Source organism: Methyloversatilis sp. S146-33 (genome assembly GCF_059552495.1).
In genome coordinates, this window is record NZ_JCANOT010000031.1 from 78,572 (window position 1) to 97,309 (window position 18,738).

General features: G+C 60.6%; 18 protein-coding genes. 4 read left to right on the forward strand and 14 right to left on the reverse strand.

All coding sequences use genetic code 11. The features are described from left to right. Positions 1-53: 53 nt before the first annotated feature. From AC51BJ_RS12830 to AC51BJ_RS12890, 13 genes are all read right to left on the reverse strand, one after another. Entirely contained in the window at positions 54-806 is a 753-nt protein-coding gene (locus AC51BJ_RS12830; protein ID WP_496280468.1) for a class I SAM-dependent methyltransferase, read from the reverse strand. Continuing rightward, positions 785-1,816, reverse strand: coding sequence for a hypothetical protein (locus tag AC51BJ_RS12835; protein ID WP_496280469.1), 1,032 nt, complete (start codon positions 1,814-1,816; stop codon positions 785-787). The genes AC51BJ_RS12830 and AC51BJ_RS12835 overlap by 22 nt, the downstream gene beginning before the upstream one ends. Before the next feature lie 336 nt (positions 1,817-2,152). Then, positions 2,153-3,211, reverse strand: coding sequence for a pseudaminic acid synthase (gene pseI, locus AC51BJ_RS12840; RefSeq protein WP_496280470.1), 1,059 nt, complete (start codon positions 3,209-3,211; stop codon positions 2,153-2,155). A gap of 4 nt (positions 3,212-3,215) precedes the next feature. After that, the gene (locus AC51BJ_RS12845) at positions 3,216-4,508 is read right to left on the reverse strand and encodes an MBL fold metallo-hydrolase (protein WP_496280471.1); all 1,293 of its coding nucleotides are present in this window, start codon (positions 4,506-4,508) and stop codon (positions 3,216-3,218) included. Then, positions 4,505-5,410 carry a class I SAM-dependent methyltransferase gene (locus AC51BJ_RS12850; RefSeq protein WP_496280472.1) on the reverse strand — a complete coding sequence of 302 codons (906 nt, stop codon included), beginning with the start codon at positions 5,408-5,410 and terminating at the stop codon, positions 4,505-4,507. The genes AC51BJ_RS12845 and AC51BJ_RS12850 overlap by 4 nt, the downstream gene beginning before the upstream one ends. Continuing rightward, positions 5,407-6,114: a WbqC family protein gene (locus tag AC51BJ_RS12855; RefSeq protein WP_496280473.1), complete on the reverse strand. Its 708-nt coding sequence runs from the start codon at positions 6,112-6,114 to the stop codon at positions 5,407-5,409. The genes AC51BJ_RS12850 and AC51BJ_RS12855 overlap by 4 nt, the downstream gene beginning before the upstream one ends. An 11-nt stretch (positions 6,115-6,125) precedes the next feature. Next, the gene (locus AC51BJ_RS12860) at positions 6,126-6,671 is read right to left on the reverse strand and encodes a GNAT family N-acetyltransferase (RefSeq protein WP_496280474.1); all 546 of its coding nucleotides are present in this window, start codon (positions 6,669-6,671) and stop codon (positions 6,126-6,128) included. Continuing rightward, the gene (gene pseG / locus AC51BJ_RS12865; protein WP_496280475.1) at positions 6,664-7,707 is read right to left on the reverse strand and encodes a UDP-2,4-diacetamido-2,4,6-trideoxy-beta-L-altropyranose hydrolase; all 1,044 of its coding nucleotides are present in this window, start codon (positions 7,705-7,707) and stop codon (positions 6,664-6,666) included. The genes AC51BJ_RS12860 and pseG overlap by 8 nt, the downstream gene beginning before the upstream one ends. Then, the gene (pseF, locus tag AC51BJ_RS12870) at positions 7,704-8,402 is read right to left on the reverse strand and encodes a pseudaminic acid cytidylyltransferase (RefSeq protein WP_496280476.1); all 699 of its coding nucleotides are present in this window, start codon (positions 8,400-8,402) and stop codon (positions 7,704-7,706) included. Before pseF ends, pseG begins: the two co-directional genes overlap by 4 nt. After that, the gene (pseC, locus tag AC51BJ_RS12875) at positions 8,399-9,559 is read right to left on the reverse strand and encodes a UDP-4-amino-4,6-dideoxy-N-acetyl-beta-L-altrosamine transaminase (RefSeq protein WP_496280477.1); all 1,161 of its coding nucleotides are present in this window, start codon (positions 9,557-9,559) and stop codon (positions 8,399-8,401) included. Before pseC ends, pseF begins: the two co-directional genes overlap by 4 nt. Positions 9,560-9,561: 2 nt before the next feature. Continuing rightward, on the reverse strand, positions 9,562-10,590 hold the full coding sequence (gene pseB, locus AC51BJ_RS12880) for a UDP-N-acetylglucosamine 4,6-dehydratase (inverting) (protein ID WP_496280478.1): 1,029 nt from the start codon (positions 10,588-10,590) through the stop codon (positions 9,562-9,564). Then, positions 10,565-12,376, reverse strand: a complete 1,812-nt coding sequence (locus tag AC51BJ_RS12885; RefSeq protein ID WP_496280479.1) for an ABC transporter ATP-binding protein — start codon at positions 12,374-12,376, stop codon at positions 10,565-10,567. Before AC51BJ_RS12885 ends, pseB begins: the two co-directional genes overlap by 26 nt. Beyond that, entirely contained in the window at positions 12,373-12,738 is a 366-nt protein-coding gene (locus AC51BJ_RS12890; RefSeq protein ID WP_496280480.1) for a MarR family EPS-associated transcriptional regulator, read from the reverse strand. The genes AC51BJ_RS12885 and AC51BJ_RS12890 overlap by 4 nt, the downstream gene beginning before the upstream one ends. 90 nt (positions 12,739-12,828) lie before the next feature. Here AC51BJ_RS12890 and waaA point away from each other — a divergent pair, with 90 nt between their 5' ends. Genes waaA through AC51BJ_RS12905 form a run of 3 tightly spaced genes read left to right on the forward strand, consistent with a single transcriptional unit; the run spans position 12,829 to position 16,255 of the window. Beyond that, on the forward strand, positions 12,829-14,112 hold the full coding sequence (gene waaA / locus AC51BJ_RS12895) for a lipid IV(A) 3-deoxy-D-manno-octulosonic acid transferase (protein ID WP_496280481.1): 1,284 nt from the start codon (positions 12,829-12,831) through the stop codon (positions 14,110-14,112). Positions 14,113-14,142: 30 nt separating this feature from the next. After that, complete coding sequence (gene gmd, locus AC51BJ_RS12900) at positions 14,143-15,258, forward strand: GDP-mannose 4,6-dehydratase (protein ID WP_496280482.1); 1,116 nt, start codon at positions 14,143-14,145, stop codon at positions 15,256-15,258. Between the two features lie 16 nt (positions 15,259-15,274). Further along, a complete protein-coding gene (locus tag AC51BJ_RS12905; RefSeq protein ID WP_496280483.1) occupies positions 15,275-16,255 on the forward strand; it encodes a GDP-L-fucose synthase family protein in 981 nt (326 codons plus the stop codon). On the opposite strand, the gene AC51BJ_RS12910 is transcribed toward AC51BJ_RS12905, so the two are convergent. Then, on the reverse strand, positions 16,248-17,438 hold the full coding sequence (locus AC51BJ_RS12910; RefSeq protein WP_496280484.1) for a TIGR03790 family protein: 1,191 nt from the start codon (positions 17,436-17,438) through the stop codon (positions 16,248-16,250). The genes AC51BJ_RS12905 and AC51BJ_RS12910 overlap by 8 nt on opposite strands. Before the next feature lie 144 nt (positions 17,439-17,582). On the opposite strand from AC51BJ_RS12910, the gene AC51BJ_RS12915 reads away from it, so the two are divergent. Beyond that, a complete protein-coding gene (locus tag AC51BJ_RS12915) occupies positions 17,583-18,593 on the forward strand; it encodes a zinc-dependent alcohol dehydrogenase family protein (RefSeq protein WP_019915719.1) in 1,011 nt (336 codons plus the stop codon). Positions 18,594-18,738: the final 145 nt, after the last annotated feature.

Sequence of the window (18,738 nt, forward strand, 5' to 3'; positions counted from 1 at the left end):
TTCATCCGGGCTTATTTTCCGGCAAAAACGGAGAGGGGTGAATAAACGGGAACTTAGCGTCTGCGGACGAGGCGGTACATCCGCCTGCGCAAGCTGGAATACGGCACCATGAAGTTCTGGAACACCCGATCGCCGAAAAAGGTCAGTGGAAACAGCAGGCTGCGCTCAAGGGCCGCGAGAAAATGCATGACGGGGCCGGAAGAATTGGACATCTCCCGTATCGCATCGACCCGCTCAGCGAAATTTCGGAGCGCATCCGGCGACGGCGGTGTCCCCTTCCAGCCAACAAAGTAGAGATCCTGACTGACCGGGATGTAAAAGAACATCCATCGGGTGAACAGGGCCGAAAGATCAAAATTCCTCGAGAAATCACGCTCGTCGAGATTCTTGTAGTAGTCCCAGCCCACCTTCTGACTTCCAGGCGACTTTTCAGGTGTCGTCCGGGTTGTCCCGTGCTCAAGCCGACCACGGGATGCGCAGGTCATCACCAGCATCCCCGTATCAGCGGTCATCCGGTGCATGTTGGCGAAAGTGTCGACCCAGAACGGGTTGTGCTCGAAGCATTCCGATGAAATCGTGATGTCGAACGCCCCGTCGGGAAAATCCAGCTCGTGTCCGGATGCCACCACATCGACACCCGGGCCTTCGAACAGATCGACGCCAAGATACTCACTGCCTTCGAATATCTTGCGGATTGAGCCATTGACGTCGTGAGAGCCCACCTCAAGCACCCGGATTCCACCCATGGAGGACAAGAAATGCTCCTGTACCAACGAGACAAACTTCAACTGCTGCGCATGCGCCATTTCTGAATCTTCTCGAATCGAGATAAAAAAATCACACGAATCGCACACAGGAGCAACGCCTGCGGCACCAAATACCACTTCCTCCAATTTTTTAAAAACTCAGACCAGACAATTCTTCTCAAATCTATCGGTGTAGTCTTCGAATTCATCCCAAGAACATTTGAGATAAATTTTTTCTTTTCATCAGACAGCTCAACATCAGGATAAGAGAAAAGTCTACGAGCCTCTTCCATGGCCAGTCGGTGATAGTCATCCTGATATCGCCCAACCTCACCGATCGGCATCTCGGCATGGCTAACATTTATCAACCTTGGCACGGGTCCAAGAAGAAAATACGGCAACCCAAACTCGACGCAATAGGCAACCTGTGACCCCCACTCTTGAGAAGACGCATAAGAAAATTTAGAAATAAGACCATAAAAATTATCAACAAAACCATCAGCACTGGTATTACCTGCTGTCACAATCGGAAAGCCGTGCCGACGCAACCTCTTGTAAAACCCGGAGTTGATGTCATGCATATGCAGGCAAAGAACGATCGGATGAAACTTCTGGGGCAACGAGCGCAATTGATCAAAATAGTCATCGCCATCCCCACCTTCTAACTTTACACCCGGGGCAGCATGCGTAAAGAAAACTATTGTCCCCAAGGTTTTCTCCGCCCGGCAGTACCCTTTCATACGACGATAGGATATCCACGGGTGCTCGATGTACACCAGCCTCTTGGTTACATTTTGATTTCTTTTTACTTTATCAGGATGCCAGGTGAGATGAACGTTGCACTCATTATTTAACTCATGAGGAAATAGGTTGGAATGAAGAGCCACCCCGTGATCAGAATAAACATATAACGGAAATATTTTCGGATACCGAGCCGCATTCCTGTAACACTTACCAAAACTGTAAACCTCAGCAGTCCAACTGTAGCCGTGACGGATTTCGAAAGGGCTGCGAACACAGGCCGCCTCCAATTCATCATCTGTCATGCCGATTGAATTGACGTTGGTCATCAAAAATCACCAGAAAACAATACGACAGTGCGGGTGGCACTCGACGCGGCGCACGCGTAGGCTAACCAACCTGTGAGCGAAAAGCCTAATTGATAGGCGCAACAGGCAAGAATGCCTCGGTCAATAACGTTTGACAGCCCCTCCGCGCACGCAGACGGACGTCAGACCCGATCTGGATAAGTAAGCCGGAACTCGTCAAACCGAAGAGCGCGAGAGGCTACGACGCCCCCCTCCGCTACGTGCCAAACGACCGACAGACGGCGGCTGGAAAGAACCTCACTGATCACATGAGAACGAGGGATTCTCGTATCGATCAAGGCCAGAAACGCCAGATCCTCATTTGAGCACATCCCACGACAGGGGTGTGCCGCGCGCAACCGCTCGTGCGACGGAGAGCCCCATAACGACATCCATGAATCCGGGGGCCAGCCCCAGCCCGGGCCGGATCGCCCGCACATTGTCAGGGCTCAGGACGTCACCCGGAGCCATATCTGCAATGACATAGAGCGAACGTCTGTACTGAACCGACTTGCGCTCGGCCTCAGTCGGTCCGTAGCGCACCTCTCCCAGCGCCTGCCAGGCGCGCTCGCTCTCCACCACCAGTTGCGCCATTTCATGCGGCTCCATCGAGAAGGTGGCGTCCACTCCGCCTTCGCTGCGATCCAGCGTGAAATGCTTTTCGATCACGGTGGCACCCAGCGCGACGCTGGCCACCGACACGCCCACACCCATGGTGTGGTCGGACAGCCCCACCTCGCAGCCGAACATTTCGCGCAGGTGCGGAATGGTGCGGATATGGGTATTGGCTGGCGTGGCCGGGTAGGTGCTGGTGCACTTGAGCAGCACCAGATGACGGCAGCCGGCTTCGCGTGCGGCGCGCACGGTCTCGTCCAGCTCGGCCAGCGTGGCCATGCCGGTGGAAATGATGAGCGGCTTGCCGGTTGCCGCCACACGGCGGACCAACGGCAGATCGGTGTTCTCGAATGACGCGATCTTGTAGCAGGGCACGTCCAGCGACTCAAGAAAATCGACCGCTGTATCGTCGAACGGCGTGCTGAACGGGATCATGCCGAGCGCACGCGCGCGTTCAAAAATCGGTGCGTGCCAGTCCCACGGCGTATGGGCTTCAGCATAGAGTTTGTAGAGCGACTTACCCGTCCACAGGTTGCTCGGATCGGAAACGTAGAACTCGCGCTCCTCCAGATCCAGCGTCATGGTGTCCGGTGTATAGGTCTGGATCTTCAGCGCGTGCGCACCCGATTTTGCCGCGGCATCGACGATGGCCAGCGCGCGGTCGAGCGACTGGTTGTGATTGCCGGACATTTCGGCGATCACGAAGGGCGTCGCATCGCGCCCGATGCGACGCCCACTTAGTTCGAATGCGGTAGTGGTCACGATATCAAAGCCTCAGGAAGTTCAGCAGCACATAGATCGACGGATCGTAGGTGTTGGGCCTTCGCTCGTAATCGAGGAACAGGGCCGCATCTGCAATGTTCCAGGAGACATGGCCTATGAGCAGCATGATCATCAGCGTGTCCGAACCCGACATGCGCAGGAAGGGCTCAGGTACCGTCGCCTCGAAATCCGTTTCCTGTAAACCCTCGGCCTGCAGATCGATCACGAAGCGGCGCCGGCTGTCGGTGCAGTCAAGCACCAGGCGCCACAGGGGAAATGTCTGCCGGCGGGTCTGGACCTCCCATAGCCGCTGCCGGGCATGCTGCATCAGCCGCTCGACGGGCACCGAACGTGCGAAAGCCACACGCTCATGGTCATAGAGCTTATCCGCGAGGTGATCCGCAATGTACCGGTCCCGGTCCTCCTCGGAGAACATCCGGTAGGGTTCTGGCGGGTGTTTCGCGGCGGACTCGAGGTCGAAGGACTGACCCGAATTGAGCAGAAGCAGACGATCACCGAGACCCGCCTGCTCCACCTGCGATGCAACCACGCCCGGGCAGGAACCATGAGAGACGTAGCGGTTCAGATGCGAACGTGATCCACCCACGACGTACTGGTCGGCAAACGGCAACACGTAACGGGGATCGATCTGCCGCGTGTTCTCCACGAAGCCCGCGGTCCGTTGCTTCAGAATCCGGTCCTTCTCGGCCTGCTTCTGCTCGTCGGTGAGGTTCACGTAACAGCTGGGATAGCCGGAGCCGCCCGAATACGGCAGCAGCGCGAGATCGATCCGGGGATAGCGCTCCTTGAGATAGGCCACTCCAGCGGCATGAGGCTGGCAGTCGTTGGCATTGAAGATGACGTGGCCGTCCCAGCAGATCACGATGGACGAGTCCACCAGATAGGCCATCTCATTGGCCGGATCCGCTTCGATCATGTCCACGAAAAGATCGTCCGACAGCTGCACCCCCTTTCTCGGGGGAACCAGGTGCACCTTGTCGAAATTGAAATCGTTCGCTCTCAGGAACTGAGCGACGAAATTGGGTTGGCGATCCATGATGATGATTTCGGCATCCCGGTTGATATGCTGGATCGTTCCTGCCGAGCAATGGTCCTCATGGATGTGCGAGATATATACGTAGTCGAACCTGCCCAGGTCCTTAATCTCGGCTGCTGCCGGAGGCCAGTGAAACCACGACCCGTGAAATATCCCGTCGTCCAGCCATGGATCGAACAGCATCCGCTTCCCGCGGTGCTCAAGAACAGCCGTCGCGCCGCCGATGTTGATGAACTTCATGCCCGACCTCCGTCATTTGACGCGTAGGCAATGACCTGTCGGCCAAGATCGACGCTGGCAAGCGCCTGGTAAAAGGTTTCCAGAACATCGGTTCTACCGAGCCGGCGCAGATTCAACTCGAACGCCATGCGCCGCTCATGGCATTGCCGCCCGAGTTCCCGATCGCCCACATACTTGTCGCCCATCAGAAGAAACATCTCGAGCGGGAAACTGGACTCAAGGTGCGAGACGGTGAAACCCGACGCGTCCAGCAATCGCTTCAGCGTGGATGCGCTGAAATAGTTCAGGTGGGCCGGCGGCGCCACCCACCACTGCGACAGACCATGCAGTTCCTGACCCGCTACCTGAAACGCATTGAATTCGTTGGGCACCTCCACGATCAGGAGCCCGCCGTCCTTTAGCACATTTCGCTGGATCTCCTGGATGACGGTCACCGGATCCGACAGATGCTCCAGAACATTCATGAGCATCACCACGTCGAAACGTCGGCCGGTAAATACGTCCATGCGTTCCATGCCAGCCTGAACACCCTCAAGCCCGCAGGACTGAACGTAGGCCACGGCCTCGGGCGCGGGATCGAAACCTGAGCAGATGGCTCCACGGGATGCCAGATAGCGCATGGTCTGACCCCAGCCGCACCCGATATCCAGAATGCTGACCCCCGCCAGCGGGCGCTGCAGCAGCGATTCGATCCGGCGCGCAATGTCTTCACGGTGGGCATCATGAAACTCGCGATCAGCCTCCTGCACCTCCAGGGCGGAATTGTTGAAGGCCTTGTACTTCGTGCTGTAGAACTCCTCAGCGTAGAAGCGCGTGATTTCCTCCTGCGAGGGCGTCGGCTTCACCTGAAAGAAGCCGAAGTCAGGATGTTGTTCCAGCCGATAGCGAGCGTCGTTTGTCATGAGTTCTCCTGGAAAATCTTCGCGGTTTCCTCTGATGGTCGGATGTAGCGTTTGGTGCCTTCCCAGCCGAGATGCGCCACCACATCCAGTATCGACAGATGACTCACAAAGGCTGCGGTGCTTCGTTGCGCGTAGGCAGCGGGCTGAAAATCGTGCACCCACAGCCGCGCCGGGGATAGCTCAGGAAACCGGTCTTCCTGAAGGTACTCAAGAGCACCTGGCGGCGTGACGTATTCGGTCGCGCCCAGTTGCGCGAGGATGTCGATCAGGCGTCTCGTGCGTGAGCCACCTGTTCCGAGCACGCTGCTGCGCACGGTCGGCGTGGCGATGTCCAGCTTGTCCCGCAGCACCTCCAGCACGGCGATGTTCAGGTCGGCCAGATGAACCAAAGACGTGTTCGACAAGGGCTCAACCGCCTCAAGCATCTCTCGTACATATTCCTCCCGGGCATAGGTGTTGGCCAGAAGCGTCCGGTGCTTGCGACGCCACGGCGCAGCGTCATCAACACGCACTTCGTTAATGCTGGCGCCAAGGTGGCCCCTGAGTACGGGAACAGTCAGCCAGCCTGGCGCACCGTTGGCCAGAATCCGGTTGCGGTGATGCCAGGACGACCTCTCGAACTGCGCATCGTCGAGATACACGAAGCAGTCCACCTGTGCCATCAGATTGAGGTAGCCAGCCCACGGCATGTAGGTCGGCTGCATGATTGCGCACTTCACTGTGCCCCCTCCTTGCCACGGCGAATCGTCCACTCGTGTTCGAGGATGGACCAGCGATGCTGGCTGATGAAGGTGCCCTCCGAAAGCAGCGCATCCCGCTCGGTACCTTCGAACACGAAGCCGTGCTTGCGGTAAAGCGCTGCGGCTGCAACGTTGTCAGGCAAGGTATGAAGCCAGACTCGGTGCAGGCCGAGTTCGGCGAATGACTTGGTCAAGGTCGCCGACAGCGCTCTGTCACCCAGCCCCTGGCCCCGCGCAATCGGTTCGCCGATGTAGATCTGGAAATAGCCTGACCGATGCCGCTGCGTAACCTTAAGCAAGACATTGCCGACGTGTCGACCGGCTGGATCGACGATCGCCCAGATCAGCGTATCGCTGTTGGTGTCGACCCAGGACCGGTGGGATGCTTCAGTCACTGCACGCCGCAGACCAAAGCTCGCCTGGATGTCTGCAGAATTGAGCCATTCGACGGTCTTCCTGTCGTGACTCTTCTCATAGGCGACGAGCACCTCGAATGCGCCGCGCGTGCTGGATTCAGACATCGCCCCTCCCGCTGCCCTGCAGCCGCCGCAACAGTCGCTCGACCCCTCCGCCGTCTACGGCGGAAAGCCCGAAATTTCGCATGGCCGCGCGCGCGGCATCATCGTGCAGGAAATCGCGGATCCGGGTCCTGAGCGCCGGCGCCTTCAATTCCCAGGCGGGGCCGAGGAAACGACACAGCCCAAGCCGATCGAGTCCCTCAAGAATTGGAATCTGATTCGGCGCGGTAGCCAGCAAAGCGGACGGCAATCCGATGCAGGCCCGCTCCCAGGTCGCCGTGCCAGGCGAGCCCAGGGCGACGCTGCAGGTCGCATAGTGACGCGCCATGTCATCAACCTGACGAACCCACTTCAGGCGGCTCCCGTGGCGTTCCATCAGCCGGCCCATGGCATGCTTGCTGCATATTCCCACTGCAGACACATCGAGGTCAGGCTCAACGTCCATCATGATGTCGACGCACTCCGGCATCCACTCCGCCGCTGAACCTCCGCCAAAAAAGACATGTGCCCTGCGCACTTCGGACCACAGGGGAGCAAGCCCGTGATTCAGTGCATACGCCGGCTTGAGCATCGCGTAACGCGAGCCCAGCAGCAGGTCGGTCGGACCGGACATCCACAGGGCATAGTCGCTCGCCTGCCGACCCAGACCCGGATCAACCAGAACATCGCAATCGTGGGTTCGATCCGCCAGATCGTCGATCACCAGTATGGATGAACTCAAGGATCGAGCCGCGCGCTCCCATTGAGCGTCGAGACCATAGTGATCCACGACCCACCAGTCCACCGGCGTTGCAACGCTGCGGGCGTATCCGATGCATCTCCGGACGTCTTCGGACGGATCGCAGTCCTCGGGCAGATCAAGGGAAAACACGGGGTACGAGCGGCCATCGAGGAGACGTCTGCAAACGGCGTTCTGATGCCGGACAAGGAAATGGCATTTGCCGCCCTGGCCGGCAATGGCGTCGGCAAGTACAAGGCATCGCATCAGATGCCCCGAACCGATATGGTCCGACGCATCCGTTCGGAAAAAGACGTTCACTTCTCTGCTTTCAGAGCCAGGGCCATGTGCAGCACCTCAGCAAGCTGCCAGTCCTCCGGCGTATCGATATCGACCACGCGATGTCGCGGGAGAACCACGGCGACAGACTTCTGAAGGAATGGCGAGCGCCCATCGATGAAGGCGGCCGTCGTTCCCCAACAGAATTGTCCTGCGTCGTGAAAAGCGGGCTCCAGATCCTGGGATCGGGTCAGCGAGTGCTCAGTCGAGAACATGGAAACGTGCCCGCCCGCATCCATCCGCAGTGCCCGCTGAATCGGATGGCCGTAGCTGGCGGCACCGAAGCAGAATGCGCTGCCGCTCTGTACCAGTCGCTCGTATGCGTCAATCAAGACGGCAGGCTCCAGCAGAGGAGCCGTTGGATAGATGCAGCACACGTGATCGGGACCGAGCCCCTGTTCGGTGTGCCAATCGATTGCATGCCGCACCACTGGCATGATTCCGGTGTGGTCATCAGACAGTTCGGCAGGTCTGGAGAAGGGGACTGAGGCGCCCCACTCGCGGGCCACGTCAGCAATTTCCTCGTCGTCCGTGGATACCACTACGTGATCGAAACACTTGCTGAGGATCGCGGTTTCGATCGACCAGGCGATCATGGGTTTACCGCCGAACAGACGTATGTTCTTGCGCGGAATCCGCTTGCTGCCACCGCGCGCGGGGATGACGGCAAGCCTCACGATGACAGCACCTCGGTCAGCGCCTGCACCACGACATCCTGGCGGTCCTCGCCCAATGTGTGGAACATGGGCAGGCTGATCGCTTCCCCGTAGTACCGCTCCGCTTCCGGACAATCACCCGGACGGCAGCCAAGCTGCCGGTAGTAGGGCTGCAGATGTACCGGGATGTAATGTAAATTCACGCCGATGCCACGTGCGCGCAAAGCTTCAAAGACATCCCGATGGCTGCGCTTGATTTCATCGAGCCTGAGCCGGATGACATAGAGATGCAGCCCGGAGTAGCTATCCGAGTGCTGCCAGGGGGTTGTCAGCGGCAGCGAGGACAGCAAACGATTGTAGCGATGAGCGAGCGCATGACGTTCCGCCACATACGCGTCCAGCCGCTGCAGCTGACTTAGGCCCAGCGCAGCCTGCAGTTCGGTCATGCGATAGTTCAGACCGAGCTCGAGCTGCTGGTAGTACCACGGACCGTCTGGCGCATGAGTCATCTCAGCGGGATCGCGAGTGATGCCATGGGAGCGTAGTCGCGCCATGCTCGCAGCCAATGCCGGATCCCGCGTCAGCGCCATGCCTCCTTCGGCTGTGGTGATGATCTTCACCGGGTGGAAGCTGAATACCGCGATATCGCTGTATCGGCAGTTGCCGATGAACTCCCCGCGATACTTTCCACCAATGGCATGCGATGCATCCTCGATGATGCGAAATCCGTAGCGTTGGCCAAGCGCATGGATCGCCACCATATCGCAGGACTGCCCGCCCAGGTGCACCGCGACCACCACCTTGGGTAAACGTCCCTCGCAAGCTGCGAGTTCAAGCTTGCGTTCAAGAGCCACCGGACAGAGGTTGTAGGTGTGAGGATCAATGTCGACGAACTCCACATCCGCACCGCAATAGCGGCCACAATTGGCGGAGGCAACGAAGGTCACGGGCGAGGTCCACAGGCGATCACCCGGCCCCAAACCCAGCGCCAGGCAGGCAATGTGCAAAGCCGAAGTCGCGCTGTTAACTGCGACCGCATGCGGTGCCCCCACATGTCTTGCCACGGCCGCCTCGAAGAGCGGTACCACCGGCCCCTGAGTCAAATAGTCAGACTGCAGCACCTCGACCACCGCCGATACATCAGCAGGCGTGATCTCCTGTCGGCCATAGGGAATCATGCTCAGATGCTTCCGATCTTGTCGCGGTTAGCGTCCATCCAGGCTTGCAACTGCTCAGTGCTCATCCATTCTTGATTGTTGTCGCTGGCGTACACAAAGCCTTCGGGCACCCGGCGCCCGTCCTTGATGCGTTCCGCACTGGTTGACCAGTTGTTGATTGCAGGCAGTATCTTGAAATGGTGAGCGTATTCGTAGGTGTAGTAAGCATCCTCCGCGCTGATCATCTGTTCGTGCAGCTTCTCGCCAGGGCGAATCCCGACAATCTCGATGCGCGCTTGCGGCGCAATTGCCGCCGCCAGATCGACGACCTTCATCGAAGGAATCTTCTTGACGTAGATCTCGCCACCTTCCATGTCAGAAAAGGAGTGCCACACCAGCTCGACCCCCTCCTCAAGCGAGATCATGAAACGCGTCATGCGTTCGTCCGTCACTGGCAACACCCCGCTATTCCGAATCGACATGAAGAACGGGATCACTGAACCGCGCGAGCCCATTACGTTTCCGTAGCGCACGACGGCAAATCGCGTGTCATGACCCCCTGCATATGAATTGCCTGCCACGAAAAGCTTGTCAGAAGCGAGCTTGGTTGCGCCATACAGATTGACAGGACTGCTGGCCTTGTCGGTCGATAGAGCGACAACGCGCTTAACACCGTGGTCAATGCACGCGTCGATCAGATTCATCGCCCCGATCACGTTCGTCTTGACACACTCAAAGGGGTTGTATTCGGCGGTAGGAACGATCTTGGTAGCAGCGGCATGTACAACGTGATCCACTCCGTCGAGTGCCCGGTACAGTCGATCCTTGTCTCGTACATCACCGATAAAGAAACGCACGCGCGAATCACCCTGGTACTTCTTGGCCATCTCCCACTGTTTCATCTCATCCCGAGAGAAGATGATGATCCTTCGAGGGTTGTAACGAGCCAAGGTCATCGGCACAAAGGTGTTGCCGAAAGAGCCGGTACCCCCGGTAATTAGGATGGACGCGTTGGTCAGCATGTAATCAATCCAGAGTGGGGACAGCTTCATCAGCCGTCCTGACAAGTTTAGCGAGCACTTCTGCCGGAGCGCCTATCTGCACCACGCGGCCATGCTCGAGGTGACACAGCCGATCGCATTGCTCCACGGTGCTGAGTCGATGTGCGACGATCACGATGGTCTTCTGGCCCTGCAGTGCCGTGATGGCCTTCATGACCTCTGCCTCTGTCCCGACGTCGAGCGCACTGGTGGCCTCGTCGAGCAGGAGTAAAGGCGGATCCCGGTACAAGGCACGTGCAATTCCGATGCGTTGTCTCTGCCCGCCGGAGAGTCGCACGCCGCGCTCACCGACAAAGGTCTCCAGCCCTTCCGGCAGCGACGAAACAAGAGCATCCAGTTGTGCGAATTTGATCGCCCTGACAACAGCAGCGTCGTCGATTTCTTCCTCCGGGACCCCGAAGGCAACATTGCGACGAAGGGAATCGTCCGTCAAATAAATCGACTGCGAGACATATCCGATCTGTCTGCGCCAACCCTGAATATCGGAATGAATGTTCCGCCCATCTGCTTCCAACTGCCCGCTGGTAGGTTCAAGTAGCCCGAGAAGCAAATCGACCAGCGTGCTCTTGCCCGAACCACTGCTCCCGACGATTCCAAACATCTCGCCGGCCTTTACCTCCAGACTTATCGAGGAAAGCGCCTGCACAGCGGCGCCCGGATAGCGGTAGGCAAGGTCTCGCAGTCTGAATGATCGGGTAAAAAGCAGGGGCTCATCCGTTGCGGTCACACTGCATTCGGAGAGGTTCGTCTTCGCAAGCTCCGAGTAAATGAGCTCCAGCACCACACGCCCATAACGCAAACCGTTCAACGAGGTCAGTATTCGATTGACGGACGGCATCATGCGAAACGCCGCGCTCGCGAAAAGCCCCACTGCGGCAGCGATCTGTGCCGGTGTCTTGCCTTGCAGGACAAGCGCCGCAACAAGGACCGCGACACCAAGCACACCCGCGAATTCAAGCCAGAGTCTTGGCAGTTGCTGCAGAAATAGCTGCAGGCCACCAACCCGAGCGATGACCTCGCTATGCACCGCGAACTGTCGCAAGAAGGTGAGTGAACGTCCGAGCACATGGACATCCTTGATGCCAGCCAAACCTTCCTGGATCAGCTGCAAGCGCTTACCGTCGTGAGATTGTCGCTCTTTGCCCCAACTGGCCACTCGCCAACGTGAGTAGCGCAGGAACAGCAGCGATGGAACACCGATGACGATGGTCACGACCAGCGCGCCCAGCGGTTCCAGATAGAACAGCAGACCGGAGATTCCCACCAGGACGATCGTCTCAGTAATAAGCACCAAACCGGGCACCAGAGCGTGGCTGCAGAAGAACGAGGCCTCGGTGGTTACATTCCGGATGAGCTGCGCAGAATTGTTCTGAAGGTGAAAGATATAAGGCTGGGTTAGATACCGGGAGAATAGTTTTATTGCAACCCTCGCCTGAACTGTAAAAGCGAAAGCGGCCTGCTTCCATGCCAGGAAGGCCAGGAACAGATTTTTCAGGAAGTAGATTGCTGCCAACGCAAGGACTGCGCCGAGCAGTAACATCGATTTGGACGGATGCCCCAGAAATTCGAGCAAGGCGGCAAGCGCAGGACTGTAGCTTGCCAGATCGTCCTGCATGATTACCGCCATCGCCGGCATGACTAGCCCTATACCCAGCGTCTCGAACGCCATACCGACAAGCATCAGCAGGAAAAGACCTCCGGCCGCGCGGCGTTGATCGGAATCGAGCACGGCGAATACCTTACGCGCAACCGGGATGCGGGGCTTTGAAGCGCTCATCGCTGTCCGCCCTCCTTCAACGTATCGACCGCCGAGACGTTCATGCGGCGCGCCTCGACCTGCAGTTCCTCGATTTCGGATCGCAGCGTTTCGTACTCCTGCAGTTTCTGCTTCAGATAGCGCAGCGACACCCGCGCCTTCTCCTCGAAGCCGGCGGGCGTCAGGAAATACATGTAGGCGAGCTTGTTGCGGCTGTTGCGGAAGTTGCGCGCCTTGACCAAGCCACGCTCGATCAGCGCGTTGAGGCAGAAATTGACCTTGCCGACGCTCATACCCAGCGCCTGCGCGAGCTGTCGTTGCGACAGTTCGGGCTTCGCTTCCAGCAATTTCAGCAGGCGGTATCGGGTTTGTTCGTCGAGCATCGTGCGTTCATTGATTGAACGCGCGAATTACACACGCTGGCGCCCTCACTGTCAATTCTGCCGACATCCGGCTGCTATGCTCGCGCCCTCATGATGCGCGCCCTCTACACCCTGATCTGGCTGCTCGGTCTGCCCTTCGCGCTGCTGCGCACCCGGATGCGTGGCCGGCGGGAACCCGGCTACCTCGAGGATATCGGCGGCCGTCTCGGCTTGGGCGCGCAGCCCCCTGCCCGCCCGACGCTGTGGCTGCACGCGGTGTCGGTCGGCGAAACCCGAGCGGCGGCACCGCTGCTGGCGGCGCTGCGTGCGCGCCACCCGGATCACCGCATCCTGATCACCCAGATGACCGCGACCGGCCGCGTCACGGCACGCCAGCTGTACGGCGATTTCGCGGAGTTCGCCTGGCTGCCCTGGGATCTGCCCTGGGCCCAGCGCGCCTTCCTGCGCCGCTGGCGACCCGCCCTGGGCATCGTAATGGAGACGGAGATCTGGCCTAATCTGGTGCATGAATGCCGCCGCGCCGGCGTGCCGGTTGTGCTGGCAAACGCCCGAATGTCGGCGCGCTCGGCCGCACGTTACGCACGGCTGGGTGGTTTCGTACGCGCGGTGCTGAGCGATTTCTCCGCGCTTGTCGCGCAAACCGCCGAGGACGCGGCGCGGTTGTCCGCGCTCGGGGCGAAGCAGGTTGCGGTCGCGGGTAACCTGAAGTTCGACATCGAACCGCCGGCCCGCCAGTTCGAGCTCGGCAGAGAATGGCGCGCAGGCCTGGGCCCGCGCCGGGTACTGCTGCTGGCGAGCACCCGCGAGGACGAGGAAGCACCGCTGCTGGACGCCCTACTGCCGGAGCTTCCGTCCGATGTTCTGATCGTTCTGGTCCCGCGTCACCCACAGCGCTTCGAAGAGGTCGCCGACGGCATCCTCTCTCGCGGCCTGACGCTATGTCGGCGCAGTACCGGCGCGGTCCCGGACACGAACACCCGCGTATGGCTGGGTGACGCGATGGGTGAAATGTTCGCCTGGTATGCGCTGGCCGACCTCGCACTCATCGGCGGGAGCTGGCGACCGCTGGGCGGACAGAACCTGATCGAAGCGTGTGCCGTGGGTTGCCCGGTCGTAATCGGGCCGCACACGTTCAATTTTTCGACGGCAACCCTTGACGCCATCGACGCAGGCGCCGCACTGCGAGCGACCGACGAGACGAACGCCGCAGACATCGCTCGCGCACTGCTGGACGACCCTGAGGCGCGGCAGCGCATGGCGTCTGCCGCCCGTGCATTTGCCCGCGCGCACCGCGGAGCGACCGCGCGCACCCTGGCGGTGCTGGAAGCGCTGCTTCCTCCAGGCAGGAACGATTGCCACACACATGGGCGATAATTCGTCTCTGACTTCCGGTCTCAGAAAGCCATGCCCAAAATCGCACTCATCACCGGCGTTACCGGCCAGGACGGCGCCTATCTCGCCGAGTTCCTGCTCAAGAAGGGCTACGAAGTCCATGGCATCAAGCGTCGCTCGTCGCTGTTCAACACCGACCGCATCGACCACCTGTACGAAGACCCGCACGTCGACAACCGCAAGTTCATCCTGCACTACGGTGACCTGACCGATTCGACCTCTCTGGTGCGCATCATCCAGAAGGTACAGCCGGACGAAATCTACAATCTGGCCGCCCAGTCGCACGTGGCGGTGAGCTTCGAAGAGCCGGAATACACGGCCAACGCCGACGGCATCGGCGCTCTGCGCATCCTGGAAGCCATCCGCATCCTCGGTCTGGAAAAGAAGACCCGTTTCTATCAGGCCTCGACCTCCGAGCTGTACGGTCTGGTGCAGGAAATCCCGCAGAAGGAAACTACGCCCTTCTACCCGCGCAGCCCGTACGCGGTGGCCAAGCTCTACGCCTACTGGATCACCGTCAATTACCGTGAGGCCTACGGCATGTACGCCTGCAACGGCGTGCTGTTCAACCACGAGTCGCCGGTGCGCGGCGAAACCTTCGTCACGCGCAAGATCACGCGCGCCATCGCGCGCATCGCCCTCGGCCTGCAGGACTGCCTGTATCTGGGCAATATGAGCGCGCTGCGGGACTGGGGTCATGCCCGCGACTACGTCGAAATGCAGTGGCTGATGCTGCAGCAGGACAAGGCCGAAGACTTCGTCATCGCCACCGGCGTGCAGTACAGCGTGCGCCAGTTCGTCGAGTTTGCCGCTGCGGAGCTTGGCATCACGGTGCGCTTCGAGGGCGAGGGTGAAAACGAGGTGGGCATCGTGGCCGCCGTCACCGGCGACCGCGCCAAGGTGAAAGTGGGCGACGTGATCGTGAAGGTCGATCCGCGCTACTACCGCCCGACCGAAGTGGAAACCCTGCTCGGCGACCCGACCAAGGCGCGCGAGAAGCTGGGCTGGACGCCGAAGACCACGCTGCAGGAACTGGTCAAGGAAATGGTCGAAGCCGACTACACCAGCGCCAAGCGCGATGCGCTGGTGAAGATGGCCGGCTTCCAGGCCTACGACTATCACGAGTAAGCGGGCGGACCATTCCATGGACAAGCACGCGCGCATCTATGTTGCCGGCCATCGCGGTCTGGTCGGCTCGGCCATCGTCCGCAATCTCGAGGCGAAGGGCTACACGAACGTCCTCAAGCGGACGCACGCCGAACTCGATCTGACCGATGCCGCCGCGACCGACGCCTTCTTCGCCGAACACAAGCCGGAATACGTGTTCCTCGCCGCCGCCAAAGTCGGCGGCATCGTCGCCAACAACAGCTATCCGGCCGAGTTCATCCGCGACAATTTGGTGATCCAGGCCAACGTGATCCACAGCGCGTGGAAGCACGGTGTTACGCGGCTGATGTTCCTCGGGTCGAGCTGCATCTACCCGAAAATGGCGCCGCAGCCGATGCGCGAGGACTGCCTGCTCACCGGCCCGCTGGAGCCGACCAACCGGCCCTACGCGCTGGCAAAGATCGCCGGCATCGAAATGTGCTGGAGCTACAACCGGCAGTACGGCACGAAGTACCTGGCGGTGATGCCGACCAATCTGTACGGGCCGGGCGACAACTACCATCCGGAGAACAGTCACGTCATCCCGGCGCTGCTGCGCAAGTTCCACGAGGCGAAGCAGCGCGGCGACCGGACGGTCACCATCTGGGGCACCGGCACGCCACGGCGCGAGTTCCTGTTCAGCGACGACATGGCCGACGCCTGCGTCTTCCTGATGAACTTGCCGGACGATCGCTATACGAGCCTGCTGGGCAGCGACGAGTCGGTGAGCGGCCGGTTCGAGCCGCCGCTGGTGAACGTGGGTGTGGGTGAGGACGTAACCATCAAGGAACTGGCTGAACTGGTTGGCAGGGTGGTGGGTTTCGACGGTGAACTGGTGTTCGACACGAGCAAGCCGGATGGCACGCCGCGAAAGTTGATGGATGTGTCACGCCTGAATCGAATGGGCTGGCGAGCCACGACCACCCTGCGTAGCGGGCTGGCAAACGCTTATCGGGATTTCAGCTGCCAGACTACCTGACCCTCACCGCCCCCGCCTCCACCTTCAGTCGCTGCCTCCCGTGTCCGGCGGGAATCTGCACAGTACCGGCCAGGCGATACGGCCCGACCACGCTCGGCGCCACTTCGACCACGGCGCGGCGCCCGGCGGCCGAGTGGCTTTCCAGCCACCAGCCCTTGTCGTCGCGCGTCGTGCGCATGCCGAAGGGCCGCGCCAGCGGCTCGCCGACGAACACGCCTTCGCCGGGCCAGGCCACGCTTTTCCAGTAGGCCTCGATCAGCGTTTCGCCCTCGGCGTAGTAGGTCATCAGGATGCCCGGGTGCGGGAACTTGCCGAGGTGGTTGCACGGCTCGACCACGGTGCCGTAGCTGCCCGTGGCGCCGGCCCGCAACCATTCGAGGGCGCTCATCTGCGTCCGGTTGCCGGTCAGCTGGCCGCCGAAGGAGGTCAGATGATCGGCCGGCGCGCCGGGCAGGAAGGTGAGCGTGTCGATCGCCGGCACCCTGACCGCACCGGTGAAATAGCCGATCACGTCGCGCCGCCCGCCCGCCTCGGCTGCCGTCGGCGTCTCGAAATGCAGGCCGCGCACCTGCTGCACGATTTCGTCGAACATGCCGGCGCGCACATTGCGCGCGGAATCCTCGGTGCGCACCAGATAGACGCTGCCTTTCGGATAGCTGTAGTCCGAGGCGATGCCGCGGTCGATCAGCTGACGCACCTGCTCGACCGATTCGCCGGCCAGCAGCATGGCCGGCCGTGGCATCGGCATGTCCTCGCTCATGGCGCGACCGCCATTGAACATCCGGCTGGTCTGCGTCGGCCCGCAGCTGTCGGAGCAGAAGCGTTCGTCGTAGCCGAAGGCGAAGGCCGAGGTGATGCTCATGCAACCGGCGCGCCACGGCTTGGTCCATGCCAGCGCGAACGCCTGGATGCCGGACGGCAGCTTCTGCTCCACTTCCGCCTGCAGCGCTTCGAACTCGGCGCGTGTCAGTGCCGCGCGGTCGTGCGGCAGCCGCACCTCGATCAGGTTCGCCTCTGGTATGCCGCGGCGGATGCGGTAGTAGGTGCCGGCATCGACACTGGCCGGATCGGACACATTGACGATGACCGCCAGCTCGCCCGGGCCCAGCGCGTGCGCCACCTCGACCAGAGGCAGCGACAGAACCAGCAGCAGGGCACGGAGACAGATCAGGAGTTTCGGCATGTGACGTCCGGAGGGCATATCGGTCAGGCCGACAGTCTATATAGGCAGACGCCTGCGAGACACCTGTCCGCGCACGGGCATGGCACCATCCGGGCGCAGATCCAGCCCTGCGCCCACGACACTATCCAACGGAGGTTCACTCGAATGCGTTATCAAGCCTATCGTGAGCAGTGCAATGCAGACAGCCTGACGATGATCGACGCTGAAGTCCCGCGCCCCGGTCCGGGTCAGGTACTGGTCAAGATGCGCGCAGCGTCGCTGAACTATCGCGATCTGTTCATCCTGCAGGGCCTGTATCCCGGCGTCGATTCGAAGGATCTGATCCCGCTGTCCGACGGCGCCGGCGAGGTGGTCGAGATCGGCGCGGGCGTCGACCGCTTTGCCGCTGGCGACCACGTGATCGGCACCTTCTTCGAAACATGGATCGCCGGTCGACTGCAGCCGGCGTATTTCGGCAAGACCCTGGGCGGCACCGCACCCGGCGTGCTCACCGAGTACCGCCTGTTCCCGCAGGAATCGCTGGTCGCCAAACCGGCTCACCTGAGCTTCGAGGAGGCGGCGACCCTGCCCTGCGCCGCGCTGACGGCGTGGAACGCCCTGTTCGAAGGCCCGGCCCCGCTGCGTGCGGGCGAGCGTGTGCTGGTGCTGGGCACAGGCGGCGTGTCGATGTTCGCGCTGCAGTTGGCGAAGGCGGCCGGCGCCGAGGTGATCGCCACCTCGTCGAGCGACGCCAAGCTGGAAAAGGCAAAGTCGCTGGGCGCGACCACGCTGATCAATTACCGCAGCCACCCGGAGTGGGATCAGGAAGTGCGCACCGCCACCGGCGGCGCAGGCGTGAATCACGTGGTCGAGGTCGGCGGCCCGGGCACGCTGCAGCGCTCGATCGCCTCACTCGGCCAGAACGGACAGGCGCACCTGATCGGTGTGCTGACCGGCGGCGAAATCAACCCGCTGCCGCTGCTGTTCACCACCTCGACCGTGCGCGGCGTGTTCGTCGGCTCGCGCGAAATGTTCGAATCGATGAATGCGGTGATCTCGCTGCACAAGATCCACCCGGTCATCGACCGCGTGTTCGGCTTCGACGAAGCACGCGCAGCACTCGCACACCAGCAGAGCCAGGCCCACGTCGGCAAGGTGGTGGTGAGTATTGGCTGAGGGGCGCTAGGTGTGAAGCTTCAATAGGTTGTTTCGGGTGTTCACCCGGAGAAGTTCTGAGAGACTGGAAATCGCCAAACCCCCAAGCTCTCTCGAACAGGATTCCGGATGAACACCCACAAGAATGCCCGATTGACCTACCTTC

Bases quoted from the DNA above. Each gene is read 5' to 3' on its own strand.
- AC51BJ_RS12830 (WP_496280468.1), bottom strand. From the start codon at position 806: ATGGCGCATGCGCAGCAGTTGAAGTTTGTCTCGTTGGTACAGGAGCAT.
- AC51BJ_RS12835 (WP_496280469.1), bottom strand. From the start codon at position 1,816: ATGACCAACGTCAATTCAATCGGCATGACAGATGATGAATTGGAGGCG.
- AC51BJ_RS12845 (WP_496280471.1), bottom strand. From the start codon at position 4,508: ATGAAGTTCATCAACATCGGCGGCGCGACGGCTGTTCTTGAGCACCGC.
- AC51BJ_RS12850 (WP_496280472.1), bottom strand. From the start codon at position 5,410: ATGACAAACGACGCTCGCTATCGGCTGGAACAACATCCTGACTTCGGC.
- AC51BJ_RS12855 (WP_496280473.1), bottom strand. From the start codon at position 6,114: ATGCAGCCGACCTACATGCCGTGGGCTGGCTACCTCAATCTGATGGCA.
- AC51BJ_RS12860 (WP_496280474.1), bottom strand. From the start codon at position 6,671: ATGTCTGAATCCAGCACGCGCGGCGCATTCGAGGTGCTCGTCGCCTAT.
- pseC (WP_496280477.1), bottom strand. From the start codon at position 9,559: ATGATTCCCTATGGCCGACAGGAGATCACGCCTGCTGATGTATCGGCG.
- pseB (WP_496280478.1), bottom strand. From the start codon at position 10,590: ATGAAGCTGTCCCCACTCTGGATTGATTACATGCTGACCAACGCGTCC.
- AC51BJ_RS12885 (WP_496280479.1), bottom strand. From the start codon at position 12,376: ATGAGCGCTTCAAAGCCCCGCATCCCGGTTGCGCGTAAGGTATTCGCC.
- AC51BJ_RS12890 (WP_496280480.1), bottom strand. From the start codon at position 12,738: ATGCTCGACGAACAAACCCGATACCGCCTGCTGAAATTGCTGGAAGCG.
- waaA (WP_496280481.1), top strand. From the start codon at position 12,829: ATGATGCGCGCCCTCTACACCCTGATCTGGCTGCTCGGTCTGCCCTTC.
- gmd (WP_496280482.1), top strand. From the start codon at position 14,143: ATGCCCAAAATCGCACTCATCACCGGCGTTACCGGCCAGGACGGCGCC.
- AC51BJ_RS12905 (WP_496280483.1), top strand. From the start codon at position 15,275: ATGGACAAGCACGCGCGCATCTATGTTGCCGGCCATCGCGGTCTGGTC.
- AC51BJ_RS12910 (WP_496280484.1), bottom strand. From the start codon at position 17,438: ATGCCGAAACTCCTGATCTGTCTCCGTGCCCTGCTGCTGGTTCTGTCG.
- AC51BJ_RS12915 (WP_019915719.1), top strand. From the start codon at position 17,583: ATGCGTTATCAAGCCTATCGTGAGCAGTGCAATGCAGACAGCCTGACG.